We start from the raw sequence: 22,622 nt of genomic DNA, 5'->3' as shown, positions 1-22,622 counted from the left end.
CTGTATTTACTACTGGAGGAGTTGCCTCTGGAAAAGGGAGTTGCCTTAAACTCGTTTCAAAAGTTATTGGCCAATATGAGCCTGAACCTATAGCATGGAATCAACTCGTTCATCATAATGCGGATAGGCTTAAGCCTTTTCTGCAGAAACCAGAAGTAGATCCCCTGAAATACTCTCAATTCACATACGAAGAGGCCTTGTTGGTTAAAGAAAGGGTAATGCAAGTTATAGCAAAAAAAAGCACGACACTGGGTGGAGAACGATACCCTGGTTTTCTTCATGACCAAACCAAATTAAAACCTGATGAGCTTCGAGAGGCGAATCAGCGCTATGGTGAAGTAGATATTGTTGCGATTTCTACGGATGTAACATCTGCTGTTGAACGAGCGCATGGTCGAGGGAAAACGACGCAACGATATGAGCATACAGAAGGTCTTCTGGGATCACATCAAGCAGTTCCTGGAGAAATGATGAAATCTTTAAATCAAGAGGAGTTAGTAGGTTCTAATGTATCTGTGGCGATGTTTGATAATAATAGTCCTGAACGAGAATTGACCATGTTTGCTACAATCAATATGCAAACGAAAGAGATCAATATTTATAATGAGGAAATGATGCAAAATTGGATTAAGAAAGAAAATATTAATCCTAAAGCAAAACCTGGGGAATCTTTATATTTGGAAAAGCCTGTCCGCACAATTGCCGAATATTTTGGTCCTTTAATTGAAAAGGGTTTCGAACTTGAGTATCCGCAGGAAGAGCCTACCCTGACATTTAAAGTATAATTAAATTACCTATATCTGCTAAAGTTAATATATCGTGCTTGTAATGTTCATAATTTGTTCGCAAGGAGTAAAACAATGATGTCGAAAGAAACTAATGGTGCAAAAAAAACTGGCAATGCTACAAAAAGATGGTCTTTTTTGGATATATCCAAACAAGTGTTGGATGAAGAAAAAGACAAAAAGAACTCAGTAGAAAAAGAAACAGTTACGGATAAAGAAGAAGCTATTACCAGTTCAGATAATATAGTTGAAGCTGAGCCAGATATAAATCGGATATTTAAACATAGATAGTTTGGATATAAGACGCTATCCAAAAAATCGATGCATCAGGAGGTTTGGAACAAGAGAGACACCTCTCCCTCTGTAAAAAATTTTTCTGCTACCTCTATACTGTAATAGGGGTAGGTTTCTCCATTGACGAAAAGAGGCTCATCCCGAATAAGAGTAATGTTTCTTTGGTGTTAAAAATTTAAAAGATACCAAAACGTATGGAAAAGGATGGATTGCCAAGTCATAAAAAACAACAGGATGAGCAATAATAGATCTAATCTTGCAAGATCTACCTTATGCTTTTTCATTTTGCAAAACAAGCAAGGCAATGGCAGCTGATAAAAGTATATAAAATACAGGGGCAATCGCGAGTGTGAATAAGTTTTGTAAATAAACTGCAACCAATGGAGCTGTTCCGCCAAAAATAGCTGTACTTACTCCCCAGGCAATAGATACACCACTATACCTTATATGAGTTGGAAAAAAATCATTCAATAGCTTAAATATAGGTACGCCAACTAGGGCATTGCATAAAGCATATGGAATTTGTGCTGACAAAATCAAGATAAATGAATTGGTTTGAGGAACTAAATAAGCCAAAGGAGCAGATATAAAATAACCAATTAAACCAATCGCAATCAGACGTTGCTCATTAATCTGATCAGCGAGAATACCTATTGAAAAGATAAATAAAGCAACAAATCCTTGTGCTAGGGTTACAATGAGTTTTGTTTCAGTGGCCTGCAATGTAGTGTATTTTGTTAAATGAGTAGCATAATAAACATTCATGATATAGATATAAATACTCAATGCGGCCACTAGTAATGCGGCTTTGAGCAATTTATTTTTGTAATTTTTAAATAAAATTTTTAGAGGGTTTGTTACCCTTTCCTTTGTCATTGCTAAAAAAGCAGGGGATTCACTCAAGTTTCTTCGAAAATACAAAGCACAGAAGCAAGATAAAGTGCCTAATAGAAAAGGAATACGCCAGGCCCAGACGGGCATCTGGTTAAAAGAAATTAAAGTAGCCATCAATCCACCAAACATCATTCCTAATGCTGAAGCAAATCCTGTCCAGCTGCCAGCCTGACAAGGTTTTTCTAGATCATGCTCAATCAAATAGATAGCACTGCCATTAAACTCACCTGAAACAGCAAAACCTTGAGTACATCGTAATAAAACCAATAAAATTGGTGCCAGAACTCCAATACTATTGTAGGTAGGAAGACTCCCAATCAATAGCGAAGAAACGCCCATAAGCATTATCGATGCCTGCAACGCAAGGCGTCGGCCCAGCTTATCCCCTAGATATCCAAAATAAAGAGAGCCTAATGGTCGAAAAAAATAGCCAACAGCAAAAACAGAAAAAGTTGCAATTAACCCCAGACGACTACTCAGCTCGGGAAAAAACAATACAGCAATAATATTGGCAATATAAGCGAAATAAGTAAATTCAGCCCATTCTAGGAAAGTTCCTATTGCAGCGACAATGACCCGTTTCGTTTTATTTGCCATATAATAACTCATGAGATAATTTGATATTGTAGTGCTATCGATTTTGTTTTTTGACACTGCTGACTTGAAATTTTTTCTCGTACACCTTTAAGGTCATTTTTTACCATGCAGAAGTCTCAGATGTTGATTTACCATATCGAGCTTAAAATAAACAGTCCTGTTACCGATCTTTTACATCTGATAAGTTGACTTATATTGGCAAATATAAAATTTTTTCTAAATGAAGCATCCTGATTTAATCCTCGAGTATTTTAAAGTACTGTTTTCGGGGTATTTGACTACCAAAAGCAAGTTATCTATCAAAACTCCAGATTACAAGGGGCCCTTGAAAAATAAAAAGAAAGATCGGAGGATAATCAATGTCTGTTATTCTTTGCTGGAAAATAATGGAAATTTAATCCAATAAAATTTTAATTTTTTCAGCCAAACTAGTTGGTAACTTGCTTCGACTACAATCTATTAAAACTATGGTTTGTTAGGGCAAAGTCTAAGCTGCTGAAATTGAACCCGAGATAAAATGAATATTTTTTACTTAGATTCGGATATAACCCAATGTGCTCGTTTTCACTGTGATAAGCATGTGGTTAAAATGTTACTTGAATCGGCACAACTCCTATGCTCCGTCTTGTGGTTGCATCAAATCGAAGCGCCTTATAAACCGACCCATTTAAAACATCCATGTGTATTATGGGTGAATGAATCATTGTCTAATTGGCTATGGCTGAAAAAATTAGCCTGTGCATTAAATGAAGAATACAAATATCGATTTAACCACACATACAATCACAAATCTTATGATGTGATTTTGACTTTGGCACTTCCACCTCTTGTAGATCATGGTTTGACTAAGAGACCCCAGGCTTTACCCGATGAATTTAAACAAGAAGATCCAATAAAAGCATACCGACAGTATTATAAAATACGTAAACGGCATTTGGGGCATTGGAGTAAACGAGACATTCCCGACTGGTTTTTAGAACCAAATTAATTCGAAACTTGGATTTTTAATTTTTAAGAAAAGAAGTAGATTCTGCTTATGTTCGTTCGCAGTAAAAATACCCAGACACATAAACTTTTCCAAACTTAACAACCTGGTTTTACTTTAAAAAATTTTTAGTATATGGTCTTTGACCCTAATAAAAAATTTAGGGATGAAGTTTTTTTTAAATTTAATTTTAGTTGTCTCAATTAATTCATAAGGAACGATTTATGAGATATCACCTTTTAGGTTTGGGAACATTGATTGCAATTGCTCAAGCAGGGGTTGCACAACCAGTATCTTCCCCCCTTATTCCTCAGCCAACGGCCTGTATTTCAACACAATTTATAACAACAGGGGATCAACATTGGAAATCAGTTACTTTAAAATTGACTAATGGATGTAACAAACCCGTGGATTTTCAAAATGCAACCGTAACATTTAAGAATTCATCCGCGTTAAATACTAATTTTTGGGGGGATTTTAGTCCATTACCTTATCCTGATAATGCACTGAATATCACTTCCCAAGCACAAACTGATGGTAAATACCTGGCTACCTTTAATTTGCATTTTCCCTCATACCCAGGGGCCGATTCGAAATTACCTATAGGCAGCTCTATTTTTATTAAATATGGAGTAAGTTCAGATACTCATATCGAAGGAAGTACTAATGTATATATAGAAACTCCTGTAGAGACAGGTACTTTAATACTAAAAAATTCTACTAAGAAACCCGATCAAGTGACACAAAACTATGCTTTAGTTCATTTATTCATGAATGGTCAGAAAATAAATGATATACAACTTGCATGGGATACAACAATTAATGTTAATGACTTAGCTGTTGGAAATTATACCCTGTCTGCTGATACAGTAGCTGACGGTATGGGGAATACTTATCAAGGAAGTGCTGTTCCTAATAGTTTTGCATTGACCGTAAATCAGCAAGTCACTTCGACTATAAGTTATACCAAAACGCCACAAACAGGAAAAATCACCATTAATTTGCAAGCATTACCCAGTGAATTAAGCGGTTACAGTAGTAATCCTACCGTATTATTAAGTAATCAGGACGGAGGCTCTCTAACTCAAACCGTTTCCTGGAATACCTCTGAGACGGTGACGCAACTAAAAGAGGGTAGTATGTACCAACTTTCAACTGCCCCCATTAATTTTAATGGATATAATTGCGCTCCAACATTTTCACCTTCCAGCGTAGTTGCGGGATCGAACGCACCTTCTACTCATTTAACGTATCATTGTGTACAGGTTGCTCAAGCTTCGGTAACTTTAAACGTAACGGGGGGCCCTGCAACCTTATCTGCCTTGACTTTGACATTTACTCCTAATGATGGAGCGGCAGCGGTAATCAAAACGGTCTCTTTAGCCAATGGTTCTGGTTCAGATACTGTTCTACTTACCGATGGCATTATTTATACTGTTTCCTCTGAAGAGGTTGCAGGATATTCTGTAGATTTTTCACCTCAACCCTTAACTGCTACTGCAAACGGTATCGAGACAATTACGTTAACTTCGCAAACAGGAAGCACGCCTTTAGCTATAAATGGTCAGTTAACTGTTTGTGGCGCCAAACTATGTAATAAAATGGGAAATCCAATACAGTTAAAGGGAATGAGTACCCATGGTTTGCAATGGTACGGAGTGGGAACGTGCATCACCTCCGGATCTATGGACTATTTGATTGATAACTTGAAAGCTAATGTAATCAGATTGTCTCTTTATGTTCAAGAAGGAGGCTATGAAACAGATCCAGTTAAATATACCAATCAAGTGAATAATCTTATTAATGAAGCTTATGATCGAGGAATCTATGTAATAGTAGATTGGCATATACTGAATCCTGGTGATCCTAACTATAATTTAACTCGCGCAAAAAAATTCTTTACGGATATCACTACAGCAAATAAAAACAAAAATAATCTTTTATATGAAATTGCAAATGAGCCTAATGGTGTCAGTTGGACCACAATTAGAAATTATGCTGAGCAGATTATTCCAGTAATCCGCGCCATTGATCCTAATGCACCCATTCTCGTCGGTACCAGGGGATGGAGTTCCTTAGGGGTTTCTGAAGGAGGTACTTATCAGGAAATTATTAACAATCCAGTACCATTCCCTAATGTTATGTATACCTTTCATTTTTACGCAGCCTCCCATAGGGAACAGTATTTAAATGCTCTTGATAGTGCATCTCAAGTCTTACCTATTTTTGTAACGGAATTTGGGACCCAAACCTTTAGCGGAGATGGTGCGAACGATTTTACTATGTCCGATCGGTACATGCAGTTAATGGCTAGTAAACAAATAGGATGGACGAACTGGAACTACTCGGATGATTTTCGTTCAGGAGCTATTTGGAAAACGAATACCTGTTTGAGTGGAGCATGGCTTGACAGTAATTTAAAACCAGCAGGTGTTTACATAAAAAATAAAATATTAACTTCATAACCAAAGGATCAGACTCAGACTGTTCAGCCCATTTGTTGTAGTAGTCTGAGTTTGTGACCCCAATGTTTTTTTGTTCACGTTCTATTTTTTTAAATAAAACTATGTCCGCTTTGAGCGTTCCATAATGTATTATAAAAACCGCCGGCATCAATTAGCTGTTTATGGTTACCCATTTCGATGATTTTACCCTTGTCCATAACTAGAATATTATCCATAGATAAAATGGTTGATAATCTATGTGCTATCACGATAACCGTTCGGTTGCTCATTGCAATGTGTAATGATTCTTGGATCAGCTTTTCTGTTAAAGAATCCAGTGAGCTTGTGGCTTCATCTAAGATCAAAATAGGCGCATCTTTTAAAATCGCTCTTGCAATCGCAATTCTTTGACATTGTCCGCCAGATAATTTAATCCCTCTTTCTCCAACATAGGTGTCATATCCTTGAGGTAAGTTGATAATAAATTCATGCGCATGAGCTTTTTTAGCGGCATTAAGAACCTCCTCATAACAAGCACCAATTCTGCCATACAGTATATTTTCATAAACAGTGCGATGAAATAAACTAGGGTTTTGAGGTATAAACGCTATATTTTCGCGCAGACTTTTTTTGCTCACTGTATTAATATCCTGCTGGTCTATTAAAATCTTTCCATTTTGGACATCATAAAGACGCATGATGAGTTGAACCAATGTGCTTTTTCCGGCTCCACTGTAACCAACCAAGCCGACTTTAGAACCCCCTTGTATATGAGTACTTAGGTCTTCAATAATAATGTCATCAGATTTATAGCCAAAACAAACCTTATCAATGAGAATTTTCCCATGAGTAATGTTAAGAGATGGGGCCTCTGGATTTGGTTGTTGATAATGCTCTGTAAAAATCGTATCAATAGCTTGTTGACATTGTCCTGCTTGTTCACCCACAACTAATAAGCTCTCGGTAAGAAACCAGATCTGATCAATCACTGTAATTGCTAATATAAAGATCAATACAAAATCCCCAACAGAAATTGTCCCTTTATTACCGAGAAAAAGTAGTAACAATATAGATGACCCTTGTAAAATCCAAGCAAACCCACCAAGTAGGGAGGCATTGAGCATATTTTTAAATTGCATGGATTTATCATGTTCAACAGCACTGGCTGTTGTTTTTTCTAAATATTGTGCTTCATAGCTTTCTCTGGCAAATAAAAGCATATTAAGCACGTTAGAAAAACAATCAACAATGTTTCCTACATTTTTTGCTCGTGCTTCAGCGTAAGCTTTGGCATAGGGCTTAATACTGTGAGAACAATAATATGCTGTAGCAATAAAAGCGATTGATATAACGAAAAAAATTAAGCTGAAATAAGGACTAACCAAACCAACCATAGCAATAGAAAAGATAATGGTTAAACCTTGCCTGGATATATTAAACCAAGTATTAACGATATTCTGGATGTTGCTTGTTAAATCGGAAATTTTTGCACTAATTGAGCCACTTAAATGATCTTGAAAAAAAACGTATGACTGATCTCTTAAATATGCAGTGGTTGCAGCAATGATATCTGCCTTCATTTTTGGTAATGACCGCAAAACGATATAATTATAAAGACGCCATATAAAGGTAATTATAAATCCCAAGATAATAAGTAATAACGCTGGCTTCAGACTGACTTCGAGAAACTTTTTCTGTTCGGCATGAGCGACTGCATCCAAAAGAATTTTTAAAACATAGGGCTGTAACACACTATGGATGGATGAATAAATACCCACAAGCAGCATGAAAAAAAACCACCAACGATAAGGAGTCGCCATTTCGAAGAAAAAGGTACGGAAATTTTGGGGTCTATATATTTTTATTTTTGACATTAAGCTATTTAAACCTTTATCTTAACTATTAAATGAGGGGAGTAATTAATGTTTGTTGTAGTATAGCAGTTCCTAATCAGAAGATTTAAGAGAGATGGAATTACAAAAATACTATGAAAGAATACGTGCGTTTGATTTTTCTATTTCTATTCTTAGGAAGTTGTTAGTTTCTACAAAGCAGATCTTCGTAATATAGGCCTGGTTTTAGTTTGAAACTCATTTGGGGCAGATCTTTCCTTTCTTATTTTCTAAATATTGGAAGGAAAAAAGGAAGAACCTAGCTCAAATGTCGACTTCAAATGTTCAAAATGTTGAGAAAATTTAATACGGTGGAAAATAAGTACAAGAGATAATTGTTGGGGGTAGTCAGCTTTAATCCATATCACGAATACGATTCAACCCAAAGTTTTTTTACTTCTGCTAATCCAAGACTCTGGAGGCGAAGGATGTTGTTCGCTGGAATTGCTTCAGTGTTTCCATAATAGTCAATTGCACGATCCAGCATATCTTCTCTTAATATATGTAACATGGGGTAGGGAGAACGATTGGTATAATTAGTTACATCATCAATATTGGTATCATGAAATTGGTATGCCGGGTGAAATGTAGCTAATTGATATATCCCTTGATGTCCTGTCTGCACTATATTTTCATTGGCAAGATCAACGAAGTCTAAATATATAAGAAAATCACTTAAAAAATAAGGAAAAAGAAGAAGTGTAGTACCCGTAGTAGGATTGATGTTTAAGTGCTCAATTTCTTTTTTTAAGGAGTCTATTCCCTCTTCGAAACTGGTGGCAGAACTCATTCCAATTCTTACAGCATTATTATCCATTTCACGTTTTGCAAAAGGACATAGATTAAGTGATATAACTATTGATTGAATCCATTGTACTGTTTGTGAAATATGCATGAGTTTACCTTGTCACGTGGAAAAGAGAAAAAGTGAATGTGTAGTGTAACACAGAGCACGTGTATGAAATCTAGTTTTATGGACACACTATATCTTTTAACGATTCTTTAATTACTGAGAGTAGCGTATTCAATATATTTACGGAGTAAAATTTAGACAATTTTAAGTAATATCCGAAGGAACATTTCAAGTCATTTATAATGGATTCTGTTAAAGAATTGATAAAGCAGTTTTAAGCTTGGTACTAAGGTTCCGAATATCAGCAGCAATTCTTTGACAGCGAGTTATACAGCAAATGGCAGGAATGAGTAACAGGAACTAGCATTTATTGGAGCAATTGACTGTGTTTCCAATAGGTTGCAAAATATTTTGAAGTCCTGGGGCAGTTCACTTTTTAAGTTTTTTTCTTCAATATTGTCTTTTCAATGCTGGTTATGCAAGAGCCCTAGGTTTAAGCTAATTAGTGGAGATATATCGATGGCAAAACAACGGTTTATATATTTTATTTCTTTTGCTTTATACATTATTCTGGTTTTCCCAGGGTACAGTTTGGATCTAAACTCTCTTCTTCCTGATGAACAAAATACAATTAAAGTTTTTCATGAAGCGTCACCTAAAGTAGTCTATGTTCACAGATTGACAACAGTCACCAATTCTTCACTTGAAAGAATGGAAGTCAAAGATGGGGCTGGCTCTGGAATTATCTGGGATAATAACGGATATGTTGTGACGAATTATCACGTGATTAAGGAAGCGGATAAGCTGGCAATTACTCTGGGTAAAATGACTGTTCCTGCAAAAGTAGTTGGAGCAGAGCCTCGTAAAGACATTGCGGTTTTAAAGATTGATGCACCGCAAGCCCTGGTTTTATTAAAGCAATTTACGCCATTTCAAATAGTCCATCTTAATGATCTTATAGTGGGTCAAAAGGCGATTGCAATAGGTAATCCTTATGGCTTGGATCATAGCTTATCGAAAGGAGTTATTTCTGCATTGGGGAGGAAAGTTCCTGGGATCGGTGGGGTTACAATCCGGAACATGATTCAAACAGATACTCCAATTAATCCTGGTAACTCTGGCGGGCCTTTACTAAACAGTGCTGGGCAGTTAATTGGCATGAACACCTTGATCTACTCTACTTCAGGTTCATCTGCTGGAATTGGTTTTGCTGTTCCTGCGGATGATATTGAACGTATCGTAACGCAAATTATAAAAAATGGTCGAGTGGTATTGTCTGGAATAGGTATTCAAAGTGTTCCATCTACTATTGCACGTCAATTGGGTATACATAAAGGGATATTGATTGCGGATGTTTTACCTGATACTCCTGCGTCTCTAGCGCATTTAAGAGGTACTCATCGAGATGCTTGGGGACGAATCATATTAGGTGATATTATTGTAGCTCTTAATGGTCATGCTGTTCCTAATTATGATGTGTTATATAATATGCTTACGGAAATAAAAGTAGGGGACCAAGTCACTGTTTCTATTGTGCGTGCTAATAAGCGAATGGATATACAAATGAATACTATAGATATAGCTGGAATTTAGGCTGTAAATGCCTGCATTTTTACAGCCTGTGCAATGTTTCCCAAGCCGACGAGAAATCGTCGGTTTTCAAATTTGAACTGCAAACAAGCTTGGTTCTAAGTAAAAGCTTAAGGTAGTACAATCCTTATTCAAGTGGCTCCTTTGATTTATCTGATGAATCAAGGAGACCTTGCTCTGTCAATGTAATACATACTTGCTTTATCGAATCAAAAGAACAGCCGGCCACTTAAAAACGATACAGTAGTGTTTTCTTTTGCTTAGATGATTCACCATGCATACCTCTCATTTTTCGACGTGCTTCATCCATTGCTTTGGAGTATTCATCACCCATATTTTGAAGTGCTTGAAGAATGGCTTCGTTATTGACTCCCTTTTGATGTAGTACTTGCGAAATAAATCGGTTTCCTTTATGTGCATAACGAGCTGCTAAAGTTTCAGCTTTATGATGGTCATTGAGTAAATGAAGCTCCTTAAGTCGATTTACTGTTGACTCTATCACTTTGTGAAGTTCTGGATGGTTTGAAAAACCTTTTTCAAGTTCTTGTTTTAAACCCTGCCCCGTATGGTGGCGCTCTGATAACAATTTAATTGCAACTTCGAGCAAGTGATTCACATTGCACTCATTCCCCTTAACTAATAAATAATGTACACCCTATATGGGGCCATAATATGGCGCGCAAGAATAAGCGATTTAGTTCTATGAGAGCAAGAAAAAATTTTGGGGCCTTGAAATGAGACCATCAAGACCCTATTTTTAGATTATCTAAAACACTAATCAAGGAGATACTATGAATACTTTACGAAGAACATTGCCTATGTATCAAGAAATGAATGGCTTACTGGAAAACTTTTTTAATCCGCTTCGAGAGGATACCTCCTATATTGAAACAAGCTCGTGGTCTCCTCTTGTGGATATCAAAGAAGAAAAAGACCGTTTTGTAGTGCTCGCTGATATTCCTGGTGTAAAAATCGAAGACATCGATATTTCTTTGGAGCAACATGTGTTGACTTTAAAAGGAGAGCGTCATTTTGAAAAGTCAGAAGAGCGCAGTGGTTATACACGCAGAGAACGGACTCAAGGCCAATTTTACCGACGTTTTAGTTTGCCGCAAACAGCAGATGATTCAAAAATCACAGCACGTTATACGCATGGAGTGCTGGAAATTTTAATTCCTAAAAAAGAAGCAGCTACTGAGAAAAAAATAGCAATTACCTCAGAATAATAATTATTCAAGCAACATAGGCCTGGCTAAGCCTATGTTGCTTCATGATATAGCACTTAAAGGTTTATTGTTATGATGGAATGCTAATTTTTCTTAAAAATTATTTAAAAAATATCTTGAAATTTGATCGAATAATCCCTATTAACACTACAATGCTTTATTTTGATGAGGATTAATAACAACTTCTTACGATGTAAATAGACGTTTCGACTCTTACTATTAAATTGAAAAATTTTTGTTTTATTTTTTAAAATTAATTTAAATTAAGAGGATTTAAGCTATGACATCAGTTCAAACTCATCGGCAATTGAATGCCACCTTGATCAGTTTTCGAAACGCAAAAGCGTTAATTGAAAGATAAAGATCGAGTGCTAATTGATTCTTAGATATAACTATTATGCGAAAAAACTAGAAGTTGTAAGCATAAACCAGGTGTGATTGCTATGAAAGAAAATAAGAAAATTATAAACCAATATGAATATCCTAATTTCATGGAGTGTGCGCTAGCCATTAATGGCTCGGTTACTCCCAGAGTATGGAAAAAGGTCTTGGCGGCATGTATCTATGCGTGTTCTATCTCTTTATTAAGTATTTCAATTCCCTCGCTGTCTCTGCCGATAAGTCCTTTTGAGTATGCAGGGGTAATTATGGGGTTGATTTTAGTTTTTCGTGTTAATGCGGGATACGATCGTTGGTGGGAAGCAAGAAAACTATGGGGCAATGTGGTTAATAGCAGTAGAAACTTGGCAATTATTATAACAAGTTACATAGAGTCTTCAAATAGGGACGAAATAGATAAAATACTAGGTCTAATTGCGGCAATGCCTTATCTTATGAAAAATAGTCTTAGGGGCGTTACATCTATAGAAGAAATAAAACATTTATTATCTAATGATACATATGCTGAATTGCAGCATTGGCAGCACAAACCTAATTTAATCTCATCAAAGCTGGCTTCAATGTTGTCGCAGAAGCAAGAAAGTGGAAAATTAAACCAGTTTTCTTTTTTGAAAGCAGAAGAGCTTCGTCAAACAGTTTTGGATTGTCAAGGAGCATGCGAACGGATATTAAAAACGCCCATGCCTTTTGTGATGGCAATCAAATCACGTCGATTTATCCTTTTATTTTTGATTATACTTCCTGTAGCTCTAGTGAATTACTCTGCGTATATTAACCCGATTATCGTGACTTTGGTCGCCTATGCTCTTTTTTCATTAGACCAAATAGGTGTGGAGCTACAAAACCCCTTTTCAATTGAGAATTTGAGTCATTTACCTCTGAATGATATTTGTAACACCATAGAGAATAACGTTATGGAAATTCAAAAGAAGCAAGAATAAATCAGTTATCGGATTGGAGTATTTATGAAAACGATTAGTAAAAAAGATCAACATAGTATTCGGAATATTCTAAATAAAAGTAATATTATAAAGGAGCTAAGGGATCAAAAAATCATTAAAATTATTGGTGGTTTGTATGATTTTGCTCCTGGCGAAGTCATGTTTTTTGATGAGTAAAATTGAGTATAACTATGAACTCATAACTGCTTATCCAAAAAAAATTGAATTTTCGAAATCACATTTAGAAAGGAGATTTAGATGAAAAACAAACTGCTTCCTATAATCTCTGTTCCTCTTATCACTATGATATCAGCAGGAGCCATAGCACTTGAGGCAAAACTAAATAATCAAGCGCAAACGAGTAATCAGCAAGCAACAGTGGATCCCTTTAGTAACGAACCTTTCTTTCAATCACCTAATGCTATTTTGAAGCAAATGAATCAAATGCAGCAAGCTATGGATCAATTTATGAAAAGTCAATTTTCACAAATGCAACATAACTTGGTGAATCAACACACTCTAATGCCGTTTGGTAGTACAAATAATATTGAAATTAAGGAAAGAAAAAATGAGATTATCTACAAAATAAAATTACCAAAAGGCGCTGATAGTAAAGTTGATGTCTCTGTTAAAGAGGGGCAGTTGATAGTGAACTTAAACGTAGCGCAAAAAATTACGCGAGAACAAGATAATAGCAAAAGTGTAAGCTACTCTCAAAGTAATTACAGTCAAGCATTTGAATTACCAAAGTGCTATGATCCGAACTCTATGGCCACCAATACGAAAGATTCAAATTTGATTGTTACTTTCAAAAAATCAAATGTGACATCTTCAGTGCTTTAAGAAAATATGAGCCAGGCTTTTTCCAATGTAACGCACTTATTCTACTCATTTCTATGAATTTATTATGATAAATTAGAACATTGGCTATCTACCTGAGATTTATATGACTACCGCATTAATCTGGTTTAGACACGATTTAAGATTGAATGATAATCCTGCATTTATTGATGCGTGTTCTCATCATCAATTTATTATTCCGCTCTATATTTATGATGAAAATAATAGTGTTTTAGGAGGGGCCCAAGCCTGGTGGCTTCATCATAGCCTAAGCTCTTTAAGTGATTCTCTAGCGCAATGTGGATTAAATCTTATTCTTCGCAAGGGCGATCCATTAGAGATTATTTTGGATTTAACCAAAACCATTTCTGTTGATTATGTCTATTGGAATCGCTGTTATGAGCCAGCTACTATTCCACGTGATACAAAGATTAAAACAACATTGTTAGAACAGGGCATTGAAGTACTAAGTTCTAACGGCGGCTTGCTTCATGAACCTTGGACGATTAAAAATAAAACCGGGGATTATTTTAAAGTATTTACTCCCTACTGGAAATACTGTAAGCAAATGCTCAATATTCAACCAGCTAGTCATTTGGAACATCGTCCAGCTGGAATTGACGTGCGAAGCGATAAGCTTATGGAGTGGAAATTATTGCCCACCACCAATTGGGCTGCCCGATTTAGCGAATATTGGACTCCTGGAGAAGATGGTGCCCAACTTAAACTTCATGAATTTATTGGGAGCCATCTTAATGGTTATAAAAAAAATCGAGACTTTCCTATTAAAAATGCAACCTCACGCTTATCCCCTCATTTGCATTTTGGTGAAATTAGTCCATGGACCATTTTAAGAGCAATTGAGTTTGCAAAGCTTGATCCTGGTTGTGATTTATCATCAGCGGAACATTTTCTTTCAGAACTCGGATGGCGGGAGTTTTCAGTGTATTTACTTTATCATTTCCCAAAACTTCCATCGGAGAATTTCAGGAAGGAGTTTGATGCATTTCCGTGGCACAACGATGAGAAGTTGTTGGCTTGCTGGCAGAAAGGGTTGACCGGTTATCCAATCATTGATGCGGGCATGAGAGAGTTATGGGCAACAGGATACATGCACAATCGTGTCCGTATGATTGCTGCGTCATTCCTGACTAAGGGCTTATTCATAGATTGGCGTTTGGGCGCCGATTGGTTTTTAGATACACTTGTCGATGCGGATTTAGCAAATAATAGTGCGAGTTGGCAATGGGTCGCCGGATGTGGTGCTGATGCAGCACCTTATTTTCGTATTTTCAATCCAGTATTACAAAGTCAAAAATTTGATCCTGATGGCAGTTATATTCGTCATTGGGTTCCGGAGCTTTCTCAATTAGACAACCAGTCAATTCATGCACCTTGGGAGTCAACCGAGTGTAATAGGATCTATTTAAATACAAATTATCCTAAGCCGATTATTAATCATCATGAGGCGAGGGTGATGGCTTTAAATTATTATAATCAGTTAAAGACTAACAAAAATATGGAGCGAAGATTTTGAGCAAAACAAAAGGCATTAAATTGATTATTTGGATTTTATCTTTTGAATTAATAGGTTTCTTTTTAGGTCTATTAACGCAAGCGAATATTTATTCTTGGTATGATGGGCTATATAAATCAACTCTAACTCCTCCTGGGTGGGTTTTTTCCGTTGTTTGGTCCGTATTATATGCATTTCTCGCGATTGTTGGGTTTAGATTATGGGAAAATCGTAGCAAACCCCAAACTAAAATGGTATTTAATCTTTATCTAGTACAACTCATCATGAATTGGATGTGGACACCACTCTTTTTTCAACTGCATTGGATAGGATTTAGTTTTTTATGGATAGTGGTAATGATTAGTTTGAATGCAATCATCATCTTAAAAATTAAAAATACGGAAAGAGGGATCACACTATTATTAATACCTTATTTAATATGGCTTATTTTTGCAAGCTACCTTAATGGGATAATATGGATTCTCAATCCACAGGCCTAGAGACGACCTGAATTGAAATAACTCAACGCTTTTTGTGTTTTAACAAGAATGAATTTTGTATAAATTTTTTTCACCAATTTATATGTACATAGGGAGTGATGTATAGACTAACTGATTGTGTAATAGGTAAAAGAGCCAATTGGATATTTATCTTATTAATTGAAATCACATTAGACGGTTGAATTCGACTAGGATGAAGGAACTTGGCTGTTATATTCAATTGCTACATCAGGGTGTATAAAACAATACACCCTGAAAAATGGTGTTTTTCCTAGGGTAAGCGAGCGTTTTATGATGCTTTATCTGATGTTTCAGTAAACCTCAATGAAAATCCGCTTATTCTGTTACTGAAATATCAATTTTTTTCGGAGCTGCTTTTTCTTTTTTAGGAATAATTATTTCTAAAACGCCATTAGTATAACGAGCGCTAATGAGGTTATCATTGGCTGTTTCAGGTAAGTAAAAGCGTCGGTAAAATTGACCTTGAACTCGCTCTCTCCTGGTATAGTCTTTCTGATTTTCAGTTTTTTCAATGTTTCGTTCACCTTTTATGGTGAGTACATGGTTTTCTAAAGAAATATCCATATCTTCCTTTTTTACTCCAGGAAGATCAGCAATCACAAGAAATCGGTCACTTTCTTCTTTAAGATCAACAGATGGTGCCCATGCGCTGGTTTCAATAAATGAGGTATCGTTTTCATCCTGATTTTGTACTGTATTAAAAAATTGTTCTAATAAGCTTCCTACAACGTTATTTGCAGGAAAATAATTTCTTCGAACTAACTTGCTCATTACATTCTCCTCATAATTTAGTTTGGAATACTCTGTAGATAGGGCTAACAAATTAAATTTCAAGAGATAAAGAGTACTATTTTTAATCTATTTTAGAGAGGGAAAATATACTAACAACAGCTTTTATGTTTATTAGTGGGGCAGTATTAATATAGTTACCCCACTAGCAATTGAAAGAAAAATATTATTTAGTTTCACTATAATTGTAGCTCTGCATGCATATGATGCTCACCAAGAGAGAAAGGATATCTTCTGGTTGTATTTTTCCTTTTAAACTGTTTTTCTAATAATTTTTCAATAGCTGCAAAACAATCACGTAGAGCAATATATAAATTTTGATTCTGCTTTCTACTGCTGATTTCCTTGCCGAGTATAGTCAGATTAATGCTTACACGAAACATTATTCCTTTAAGTCGATTATTTTGCTCCCTATCGATGACCACTCGACAATGATTTATTTTTCTATAGATTCTCTTGAGTTTGTTACAATGTTTCTCGATATGGCATTCAATTGCCGATGAGTATGAAACAGAACGAAATGTTATTTGAACTGATGACATAGCTTAAATCCTCTTAATTTTAAATTAATTTTTAACAATGAAACAAAAAATTTTTCAATTTAACGATAAGAGATATGATTTAAATGTTACTTCTTGAGTAGTTGTTATTCATCCTCCTTATAAAGTGCATTGTGATTAATCTATAGTGATATTTAAGTGAAATTTCAATGCTCATTTTGAAAAATAATTTAGTGAATATTATTCCAGTAGATTTAGGAATTATCCTTATATCACGACACCCAAATCCATAAAAACGGCATTACAGAATGCTTCCATCGCAAGATGAAACTGAATCAGAGCCGTGCTTATGGGTTTGGAAATTTTGAAAATTATAAAGTTAAGGGTTAAAGTTTTGTGTTTTTAATAGATTAGCCAAAAGCAAAGATAAGGAGGGATTAATAAGTATTGATTCTAAATCAACAAAAAGGAGAATAATGGAGCAATGTAAAAATTTTATTTTTTCATGGTGCCATAAATATTCTTACATTGATTGAAATACCTAAAATTCAGTAGGAAAATAAACAATGCCGCAATTAACACTTACTATTTCACATAATATAAACATTGATGTAATCAATTTTAAAAATCTGTTCAGTCAGATTCATGAGGCTCTTCGCGCTGTACCCAATATGGATGTGAATACCGCTCAGAGTGGGGTTATTCAAGAAACCTTTTCTTATGTTGGTTTTGACAATCCAAAGGCAACAAAAGTTTATCTTCAGCTTTACTGGATGGAAAATGAAGAAAGAGCTGTAATAAAACCAGTACTAGGAAAAACTTTGCTAGAGATTCTAGAAAATAATATTGTTCCAGAAGTAGTGGGGCAGGGGTTGATATGTATACCAAGAGTTAGAATTGCGAATCTTGGAAGTTTAAATCAAGGCTATTTTATTGGGGGGATAATAAATTCCACGATGTAGCTTATATTAAGGTCTGATAATGGTATTTCAAGAACTCTTTATAGGTGCTGATTAAAGTAAAATTGGAATTTATGTTTGTTCAGTATTTATCAGAACCTACTGAATAATTCTCACTCATATTCGAATTTGAGGACCACTTTGGTTATTAAAGATTACTCATATTAATTGTTGTAAAATTAACAATTTTAGAAAGGTGATGAGTTTAACGTAATTCAAGGTTTGATGAAGAGCAAAATCAGGACTACACCATCTTTTGCTATTATAGAAAATGACTTGTTTGAAAATCTTATTTTCCCCTCAAATTTTTCATTTCTTTTCCTGAATAAGTGCTTTGAAAATTCAAAATTGATGAAATGGATGCGATCTTTTCATCAAGAATGATGAAGATATTGGTATTTTTTCCATTGTCAGTTGATGGGGAGTTGAAACCTTGATTGCGCGTTGCTCCATAAAGGCTACGTTCGTTTTGAATGAGGTTCATTGTTTTTTGGAATAAATTTGGATTGGTAATTCGATGAGCGGGATTATAGTCGGGCAATTAGTTGCCCGACAATTTAGAATTTCTTTCCTGTATTTAATGATGTCTGTAAATCTTCATCATCTTTTGCATCAAGGTTGGATAATTGAGCTAATTCATTTTTTAAATCGATGAGTTTTATGACGCTCGATTTGGTTTCATACAATGGTTGCGCTGATGTACTAAAGAATCCGGGATGTGTGGTAAACGACAATACATAACAAACAAAATTAAGGGCTGATTTTAAAAAATCCACCACCAACTCATATACTGATCGATTATGATTGATAAGTTCAATTGCATCATCAACTTCTCTGAAGAAATTGCATAAGATGCGCTCGATTTCTTTTTTACTTAACGTATCCTTGATGCCGAGTTCTTGATAAAAGTGATCATCGATGAAGTAGTTTAACTCTTCCAATATTTTTCTGAGCTTACAATATAATACTGCTTTTGTTACGAGAGAATGAGATAATCGCTCAGACTCCTTTGTGAACGTTCCCCAGAAAAAGACATCCTCTAATGCGAGGCGATCTTTAGGGGATAGCTTTTTATTCTCGAGCTCGAGTTCCTCTTGAATCTCTTGTAGTATTTGTTTCTGATGAGCAGATTCTCTTGTAAAGCTGCTGTCAATTTCCGCTCTTTTTTTTAAAATTTCTAATTTCAATGCAGTCATCGTTTTTTTCCATAACGTAATATTTAGATGCTCCCATTAGGAACAGTCCCTCGCTCAAGGGAGATATGAAATGCTCCGCGAGATGCAACGTTGGACAGTATAAAATGATCGCTCCGTATCCTACCGATGAGAATATAAAAAATGAAATTGAATATTTGTATCTGGGGTATACAATTTTTTTATAGGTAAGATAATAATTAAAAAATAATATGGCTACTTTCTGGGTGTAATTATCGATGGTGAGCAGTTGGTGCAGGGATAGCAAAAAAACTAATGGGGTTTGAAGTCCAAAGGTACGGAAACGTACGCTAAGGAAGATACCCCTTTGGAGAGCATATTATGTTTTTATACGCTTGCGGCTAGGAGCCTTCTTTTTTGTCAATGGTAATTCTGATGCAGTAATTTGAATGAGCGCTGTTAGCCACTCTCTTTCATCCCACATTTCCCCCGAAATTAGTAAATAAGGTTTTGCACCAGCGTATGGATGCCCTTCAATATAATTAGTAATAAAAGCCTTTCCTGCTTTGGTTGGTTTTACAAACAGTTGATCATCACAGACTAAAGCTACTACTTTGTCATCACAGTAAATGGCATATTCCCCAAACATTTTTTTTGCATAAACTGTTCCTGCAGTTGTAATTTGCTCAAGAATAAAATCAACAGTGCCTTGTTTAGAGGACATTACAAATTCCTAGGTTAATAAGGGTGAGCATAGTTCAACTAAAGTGCCGTCTGGACAACGAATATAAGATATTGTTTGTCCCCAAGGTTTTACTAAGGGTTCTAGAAGAGACGTTGCACCTACGGCTACAGCATGAGCATGTGCCTGGATAACCGAGTCAGTAATTAAGGCAATTTCCACCCCAAGTGGTTTAATAGATTTGTCTCCAGCTATGTAACCACTAGAAAGATTGCTTGATCCTAAATCGTGAGAAGCAAAAGCCAGGGTAGTTTCACCTGTTTCTAATTCTCCATATCCAGATTCATGGATAAAACGAGTTTTTAAACCAAATGCTTTTTCGAAAAAAGACAATGACGCCTTTACATCTGTAACATAAATAATAGTATGTCCAAATTTCATATATAATTACCTTCTTCAAATTTTACATGTTATGCCTAAACATTCATTATTGCATAAGAAGTGATAGTTTTATTACTATCTAGCTCAGCTTCGCGTAAATATTGATAGAGTGTAGGCTTTGAAATTTCAATCATCTTACATATCTCCTGGACAGTTTACTCGCGTTCTTTGTAGGGTTTGTGAGTCCAGCTGTTGACGAGCAATATTTACCAGTTAGTGACATTTTGGTGGATGGTCCAGCTTTGAGATGCTTTTGCGTTATACGCACTTATCTGGGGATCTATTGAGGGGTGCAGCTAACCGAATTAATTCGTTAGGTTTGAAAAGAGGAGTCATAATATAGTAGGATTTTAAAAAAGTGTTACAAATTTGCTACAGTACTTTTTTTAGTCTTTACAACAAGGAACTTAACTCCCTGATCCTACTGGTTTAAATGGCGCGCCCTGAGGGATTCGAACCTCCGACCCCCTGGTTCGCAGCCAAGTTGATCAAGATTAAAATATAATAAAATCAGCAGCTTGCGATGTAACAATTTAGCAATTACTGTCTAGAACTGCTTGAAATAACTATAGTTATATTACACTTTGTTACAAATCTGCTACACGTATATGAAGCTCCTAACGCTACTATCTCGGCGAAACGCAAAAGGAAGACAAGATTGGTTGGCGGAGAGGAATCAATGAATTTTATCAACTATACTGATAAACAAATACCAGCAAAAGAAACGGACAGTAAAATACATCCTATTCTTATTTGTGGGGGTTCATGTTTGACTTTATACAAAAATCAATGACGCTTTACCAACAAATTGAAGACCTTAATAATGACTTAGAGAAGCAAAAGAAGTATAAGGAAACTCTAGCAGAACTTGAACTTATGGGAGCAGTGTGGGCAAATCGATTTTTAAGTTCAAAAATGGGGGGAATATACCATGTTTTCCTATCAGCTATGGGGAACAATGAAAATTATCGGGAATGGCTAACCAAATGGGTGCAACCACTAGAGCGAGAAAGAGAATTCTTTACGCTAAACACAGAGTTTGTCCACTCTTTGGATGAAAATTACTTAAAACTAGTAAACACCGAAATAGTTCGATCTCCGGATGGAAAGCACTTAGCATGGACAGGAGTGAATATTTCAAAAATCATAGAAGATGGTAAAATAATGATTCCTACAAGAGGAGCAGAGATCAGAGAGTTTACATGTCTTTTTAATTTAAACGACCCTGAAGTTCTAGCACAAAATATCTATGGAATATGTAAAGAGTACTTGGATAGAGTTCATCCTGAGTATGAGTTTGTAACCTTTGATGTCACATCTAGCCTTGATGACCTTTTGGAAAACCCAATTGATTTTATTACAAAAGATATTTTAGATGAATTTCTATTGAAGAAATTTCATAGTTCTGACACTTTAGTTCTAAATAATACTTTTCAAACATTATGTAGTGAAGTTAATTTTCTTCGAATGTTAATAAATCTAAATAAAGAAAAGTGGCCATTATCAGAAAATAATCAACAATACTTACCTTATCTACAACAACTTGGGGCCCTTTATATGACTGGAAAAAGCTTACTTGAGGATAATAATAATAATAAATTAGATTTTCAAAGTACACGAATGGTATACGAAGCGCTTAAAAATGCGAAGGAAAACCCTGAGAATGATGAAGATCCTTATGAGAAGGTTGCAGAGCAGTTTTACCTTGGTTACTCTAAGGAGGAGATGATAAAACTTGAAGCTGAATGCAATAAAAGACTCGCCAAAATTTCAAGCTTGAGTAATCTCGAAGTAATACTGGAGCAACTTAATTCGAGTGTGCTCAAATCTGTATTGGATTTAGGCAACATGATGCATCAAGGACTTGCACCAGTCCTACAAATCGAAGATGGCTGGAAGATAAGAGAGTTAATCAATGATTGCGATCGTCAAGAACTCATAAAGTCTATTAATATTGCTTTGGGGTATGATAATGAGGAGCAATACTTATTCAGGAAGATCTTACTTGATATTTGCAATCCTGAAAATGCCGAATGCAAACTAATGGAAATCATTGCGAATACGGTACAATTAGAAATAAAAGATTTGACACTTTCTCAAGAGAATGTTGAAAGCTTACGCCGTTGTTGAATAAATAGATACTATAGAGTTATTTTACAAGAAGATAGATAAAACTGAATCCTTCAGCTAGCATACGCCTCCTTTTTTCTTCTGTTTTCTTTATAAAAAGAAAAATCGTGAACTATCTAGCGAGTGTGTTTTGAACGAGAAGGTGATTGGCATGGTTAAGCGTTTCGGATGCCTTATATTTTCCCTGCGG

Annotated in this window: 21 protein-coding genes and 2 pseudogenes; 14 read left to right on the top strand and 9 right to left on the bottom strand. The window is 35.5% G+C overall.

Annotated features, from left to right (window positions below; all coding sequences use genetic code 11):
• Positions 1–785, top strand: a pseudogene (locus Lpar_RS19420) (hypothetical protein); the annotation flags it as partial.
• Between the two features lie 75 nt (positions 786–860).
• Complete coding sequence (locus Lpar_RS13955; protein ID WP_058518497.1) at positions 861–1,076, top strand: hypothetical protein; 216 nt, start codon at positions 861–863, stop codon at positions 1,074–1,076.
• Between the two features lie 273 nt (positions 1,077–1,349).
• Here the strand turns inward: Lpar_RS13955 and Lpar_RS13950 are convergent, their stop codons facing one another.
• The gene (locus Lpar_RS13950; RefSeq protein WP_172465766.1) at positions 1,350–2,570 is read right to left on the bottom strand and encodes an MFS transporter; all 1,221 of its coding nucleotides are present in this window, start codon (positions 2,568–2,570) and stop codon (positions 1,350–1,352) included.
• 517 nt (positions 2,571–3,087) lie between these two features.
• Here Lpar_RS13950 and Lpar_RS13945 point away from each other — a divergent pair.
• Both Lpar_RS13945 and Lpar_RS19260 read left to right on the top strand, forming a co-directional pair.
• A complete protein-coding gene (locus Lpar_RS13945; protein WP_058518496.1) occupies positions 3,088–3,558 on the top strand; it encodes a pyrimidine dimer DNA glycosylase/endonuclease V in 471 nt (156 codons plus the stop codon).
• 221 nt (positions 3,559–3,779) lie between these two features.
• Positions 3,780–6,020 carry a glycoside hydrolase family 5 protein gene (locus Lpar_RS19260; protein ID WP_058518495.1) on the top strand — a complete coding sequence of 747 codons (2,241 nt, stop codon included), beginning with the start codon at positions 3,780–3,782 and terminating at the stop codon, positions 6,018–6,020.
• A gap of 89 nt (positions 6,021–6,109) precedes the next feature.
• On the opposite strand, the gene Lpar_RS13935 is transcribed toward Lpar_RS19260, so the two are convergent.
• Together Lpar_RS13935 and Lpar_RS13930 are read right to left on the bottom strand one after the other, a co-directional pair.
• The gene (locus Lpar_RS13935) at positions 6,110–7,873 is read right to left on the bottom strand and encodes an ABC transporter ATP-binding protein (protein ID WP_065236078.1); all 1,764 of its coding nucleotides are present in this window, start codon (positions 7,871–7,873) and stop codon (positions 6,110–6,112) included.
• Positions 7,874–8,255: 382 nt separating this feature from the next.
• Positions 8,256–8,786 (bottom strand): DUF1415 domain-containing protein, encoded by a 531-nt coding sequence (locus tag Lpar_RS13930; protein ID WP_065236077.1) that lies wholly within the window; start codon positions 8,784–8,786, stop codon positions 8,256–8,258.
• Between the two features lie 477 nt (positions 8,787–9,263).
• Between Lpar_RS13930 and Lpar_RS13925 the strand changes: the two genes are divergently transcribed.
• Complete coding sequence (locus Lpar_RS13925; RefSeq protein ID WP_058518494.1) at positions 9,264–10,337, top strand: S1C family serine protease; 1,074 nt, start codon at positions 9,264–9,266, stop codon at positions 10,335–10,337.
• Positions 10,338–10,563: 226 nt separating this feature from the next.
• Here the strand turns inward: Lpar_RS13925 and Lpar_RS13920 are convergent, their stop codons facing one another.
• Entirely contained in the window at positions 10,564–10,950 is a 387-nt protein-coding gene (locus Lpar_RS13920; RefSeq protein ID WP_065236076.1) for a regulatory protein RecX, read from the bottom strand.
• Between the two features lie 175 nt (positions 10,951–11,125).
• On the opposite strand from Lpar_RS13920, the gene Lpar_RS13915 reads away from it, so the two are divergent.
• From Lpar_RS13915 to Lpar_RS13895, 6 genes are all read left to right on the top strand, one after another.
• On the top strand, positions 11,126–11,560 hold the full coding sequence (locus tag Lpar_RS13915; RefSeq protein WP_058518493.1) for an Hsp20/alpha crystallin family protein: 435 nt from the start codon (positions 11,126–11,128) through the stop codon (positions 11,558–11,560).
• A gap of 443 nt (positions 11,561–12,003) precedes the next feature.
• Positions 12,004–12,900: a bestrophin family protein gene (locus Lpar_RS13910; protein ID WP_058518492.1), complete on the top strand. Its 897-nt coding sequence runs from the start codon at positions 12,004–12,006 to the stop codon at positions 12,898–12,900.
• A 24-nt stretch (positions 12,901–12,924) separates the two neighbouring features.
• Entirely contained in the window at positions 12,925–13,077 is a 153-nt protein-coding gene (locus Lpar_RS18925) for a hypothetical protein (protein WP_156416213.1), read from the top strand.
• An 81-nt stretch (positions 13,078–13,158) separates the two neighbouring features.
• Positions 13,159–13,743, top strand: a complete 585-nt coding sequence (locus Lpar_RS13905) for an Hsp20/alpha crystallin family protein (RefSeq protein ID WP_058518491.1) — start codon at positions 13,159–13,161, stop codon at positions 13,741–13,743.
• A gap of 103 nt (positions 13,744–13,846) precedes the next feature.
• Positions 13,847–15,277 (top strand): cryptochrome/photolyase family protein, encoded by a 1,431-nt coding sequence (locus tag Lpar_RS13900; RefSeq protein ID WP_058518490.1) that lies wholly within the window; start codon positions 13,847–13,849, stop codon positions 15,275–15,277.
• Positions 15,274–15,756 carry a TspO/MBR family protein gene (locus Lpar_RS13895; RefSeq protein ID WP_058518489.1) on the top strand — a complete coding sequence of 161 codons (483 nt, stop codon included), beginning with the start codon at positions 15,274–15,276 and terminating at the stop codon, positions 15,754–15,756. The genes Lpar_RS13900 and Lpar_RS13895 overlap by 4 nt, the downstream gene beginning before the upstream one ends.
• 336 nt (positions 15,757–16,092) lie before the next feature.
• On the opposite strand, the gene Lpar_RS13890 is transcribed toward Lpar_RS13895, so the two are convergent.
• Positions 16,093–16,548, bottom strand: a complete 456-nt coding sequence (locus Lpar_RS13890; RefSeq protein ID WP_058518488.1) for an Hsp20/alpha crystallin family protein — start codon at positions 16,546–16,548, stop codon at positions 16,093–16,095.
• Positions 16,549–16,745: 197 nt separating this feature from the next.
• Positions 16,746–17,108: a ribosome hibernation-promoting factor, HPF/YfiA family gene (hpf, locus tag Lpar_RS18590; protein ID WP_082650393.1), complete on the bottom strand. Its 363-nt coding sequence runs from the start codon at positions 17,106–17,108 to the stop codon at positions 16,746–16,748.
• Between the two features lie 252 nt (positions 17,109–17,360).
• On the opposite strand from hpf, the pseudogene Lpar_RS19700 reads away from it, so the two are divergent.
• A pseudogene (locus Lpar_RS19700) lies at positions 17,361–17,472 on the top strand (transposase); the annotation flags it as partial.
• A 160-nt stretch (positions 17,473–17,632) separates the two neighbouring features.
• Positions 17,633–18,028: a hypothetical protein gene (locus Lpar_RS13880; protein ID WP_058518486.1), complete on the top strand. Its 396-nt coding sequence runs from the start codon at positions 17,633–17,635 to the stop codon at positions 18,026–18,028.
• Positions 18,029–18,582: 554 nt separating this feature from the next.
• Here the strand turns inward: Lpar_RS13880 and Lpar_RS13870 are convergent.
• From Lpar_RS13870 to Lpar_RS13860, 3 genes are all read right to left on the bottom strand, one after another.
• The gene (locus Lpar_RS13870) at positions 18,583–19,221 is read right to left on the bottom strand and encodes a hypothetical protein (protein WP_058518484.1); all 639 of its coding nucleotides are present in this window, start codon (positions 19,219–19,221) and stop codon (positions 18,583–18,585) included.
• 337 nt (positions 19,222–19,558) lie between these two features.
• Positions 19,559–19,903 (bottom strand): TfoX/Sxy family protein, encoded by a 345-nt coding sequence (locus Lpar_RS13865; protein WP_058518483.1) that lies wholly within the window; start codon positions 19,901–19,903, stop codon positions 19,559–19,561.
• A gap of 9 nt (positions 19,904–19,912) precedes the next feature.
• Positions 19,913–20,302, bottom strand: a complete 390-nt coding sequence (locus Lpar_RS13860; protein WP_058518482.1) for a VOC family protein — start codon at positions 20,300–20,302, stop codon at positions 19,913–19,915.
• 765 nt (positions 20,303–21,067) lie between these two features.
• Here Lpar_RS13860 and Lpar_RS13855 point away from each other — a divergent pair.
• Positions 21,068–22,432, top strand: a complete 1,365-nt coding sequence (locus Lpar_RS13855; RefSeq protein WP_058518481.1) for a hypothetical protein — start codon at positions 21,068–21,070, stop codon at positions 22,430–22,432.
• Positions 22,433–22,622: the final 190 nt, after the last annotated feature.

This window comes from Legionella parisiensis, assembly GCF_001467945.1.
GTDB lineage: Bacteria > Pseudomonadota > Gammaproteobacteria > Legionellales > Legionellaceae > Legionella > Legionella parisiensis.
Note: the sequence above shows the minus strand (reverse complement) of the source record. Positions and strands in the feature narration are given on the sequence as shown.

What these genes read in the sequence shown, in the direction of transcription:
- Lpar_RS13955 (WP_058518497.1), top strand. Translation starts at nt 861, where the DNA reads ATGATGTCGAAAGAAACTAATGGTGCAAAAAAAACTGGCAATGCTACA.
- Lpar_RS13905 (WP_058518491.1), top strand. Translation starts at nt 13,159, where the DNA reads ATGAAAAACAAACTGCTTCCTATAATCTCTGTTCCTCTTATCACTATG.
- Lpar_RS13900 (WP_058518490.1), top strand. Translation starts at nt 13,847, where the DNA reads ATGACTACCGCATTAATCTGGTTTAGACACGATTTAAGATTGAATGAT.
- Lpar_RS13910 (WP_058518492.1), top strand. Translation starts at nt 12,004, where the DNA reads ATGAAAGAAAATAAGAAAATTATAAACCAATATGAATATCCTAATTTC.
- Lpar_RS13935 (WP_065236078.1), bottom strand. Translation starts at nt 7,873, where the DNA reads ATGTCAAAAATAAAAATATATAGACCCCAAAATTTCCGTACCTTTTTC.
- Lpar_RS13860 (WP_058518482.1), bottom strand. Translation starts at nt 20,302, where the DNA reads ATGAAATTTGGACATACTATTATTTATGTTACAGATGTAAAGGCGTCA.
- Lpar_RS13930 (WP_065236077.1), bottom strand. Translation starts at nt 8,786, where the DNA reads ATGCATATTTCACAAACAGTACAATGGATTCAATCAATAGTTATATCA.
- Lpar_RS13945 (WP_058518496.1), top strand. Translation starts at nt 3,088, where the DNA reads ATGAATATTTTTTACTTAGATTCGGATATAACCCAATGTGCTCGTTTT.
- Lpar_RS18925 (WP_156416213.1), top strand. Translation starts at nt 12,925, where the DNA reads ATGAAAACGATTAGTAAAAAAGATCAACATAGTATTCGGAATATTCTA.
- Lpar_RS13890 (WP_058518488.1), bottom strand. Translation starts at nt 16,548, where the DNA reads ATGAGCAAGTTAGTTCGAAGAAATTATTTTCCTGCAAATAACGTTGTA.
- Lpar_RS13855 (WP_058518481.1), top strand. Translation starts at nt 21,068, where the DNA reads ATGTTTGACTTTATACAAAAATCAATGACGCTTTACCAACAAATTGAA.
- hpf (WP_082650393.1), bottom strand. Translation starts at nt 17,108, where the DNA reads ATGTCATCAGTTCAAATAACATTTCGTTCTGTTTCATACTCATCGGCA.
- Lpar_RS13925 (WP_058518494.1), top strand. Translation starts at nt 9,264, where the DNA reads ATGGCAAAACAACGGTTTATATATTTTATTTCTTTTGCTTTATACATT.
- Lpar_RS13865 (WP_058518483.1), bottom strand. Translation starts at nt 19,903, where the DNA reads ATGTCCTCTAAACAAGGCACTGTTGATTTTATTCTTGAGCAAATTACA.
- Lpar_RS13880 (WP_058518486.1), top strand. Translation starts at nt 17,633, where the DNA reads ATGCCGCAATTAACACTTACTATTTCACATAATATAAACATTGATGTA.
- Lpar_RS19260 (WP_058518495.1), top strand. Translation starts at nt 3,780, where the DNA reads ATGAGATATCACCTTTTAGGTTTGGGAACATTGATTGCAATTGCTCAA.
- Lpar_RS13950 (WP_172465766.1), bottom strand. Translation starts at nt 2,570, where the DNA reads ATGGCAAATAAAACGAAACGGGTCATTGTCGCTGCAATAGGAACTTTC.
- Lpar_RS13870 (WP_058518484.1), bottom strand. Translation starts at nt 19,221, where the DNA reads ATGACTGCATTGAAATTAGAAATTTTAAAAAAAAGAGCGGAAATTGAC.
- Lpar_RS13915 (WP_058518493.1), top strand. Translation starts at nt 11,126, where the DNA reads ATGAATACTTTACGAAGAACATTGCCTATGTATCAAGAAATGAATGGC.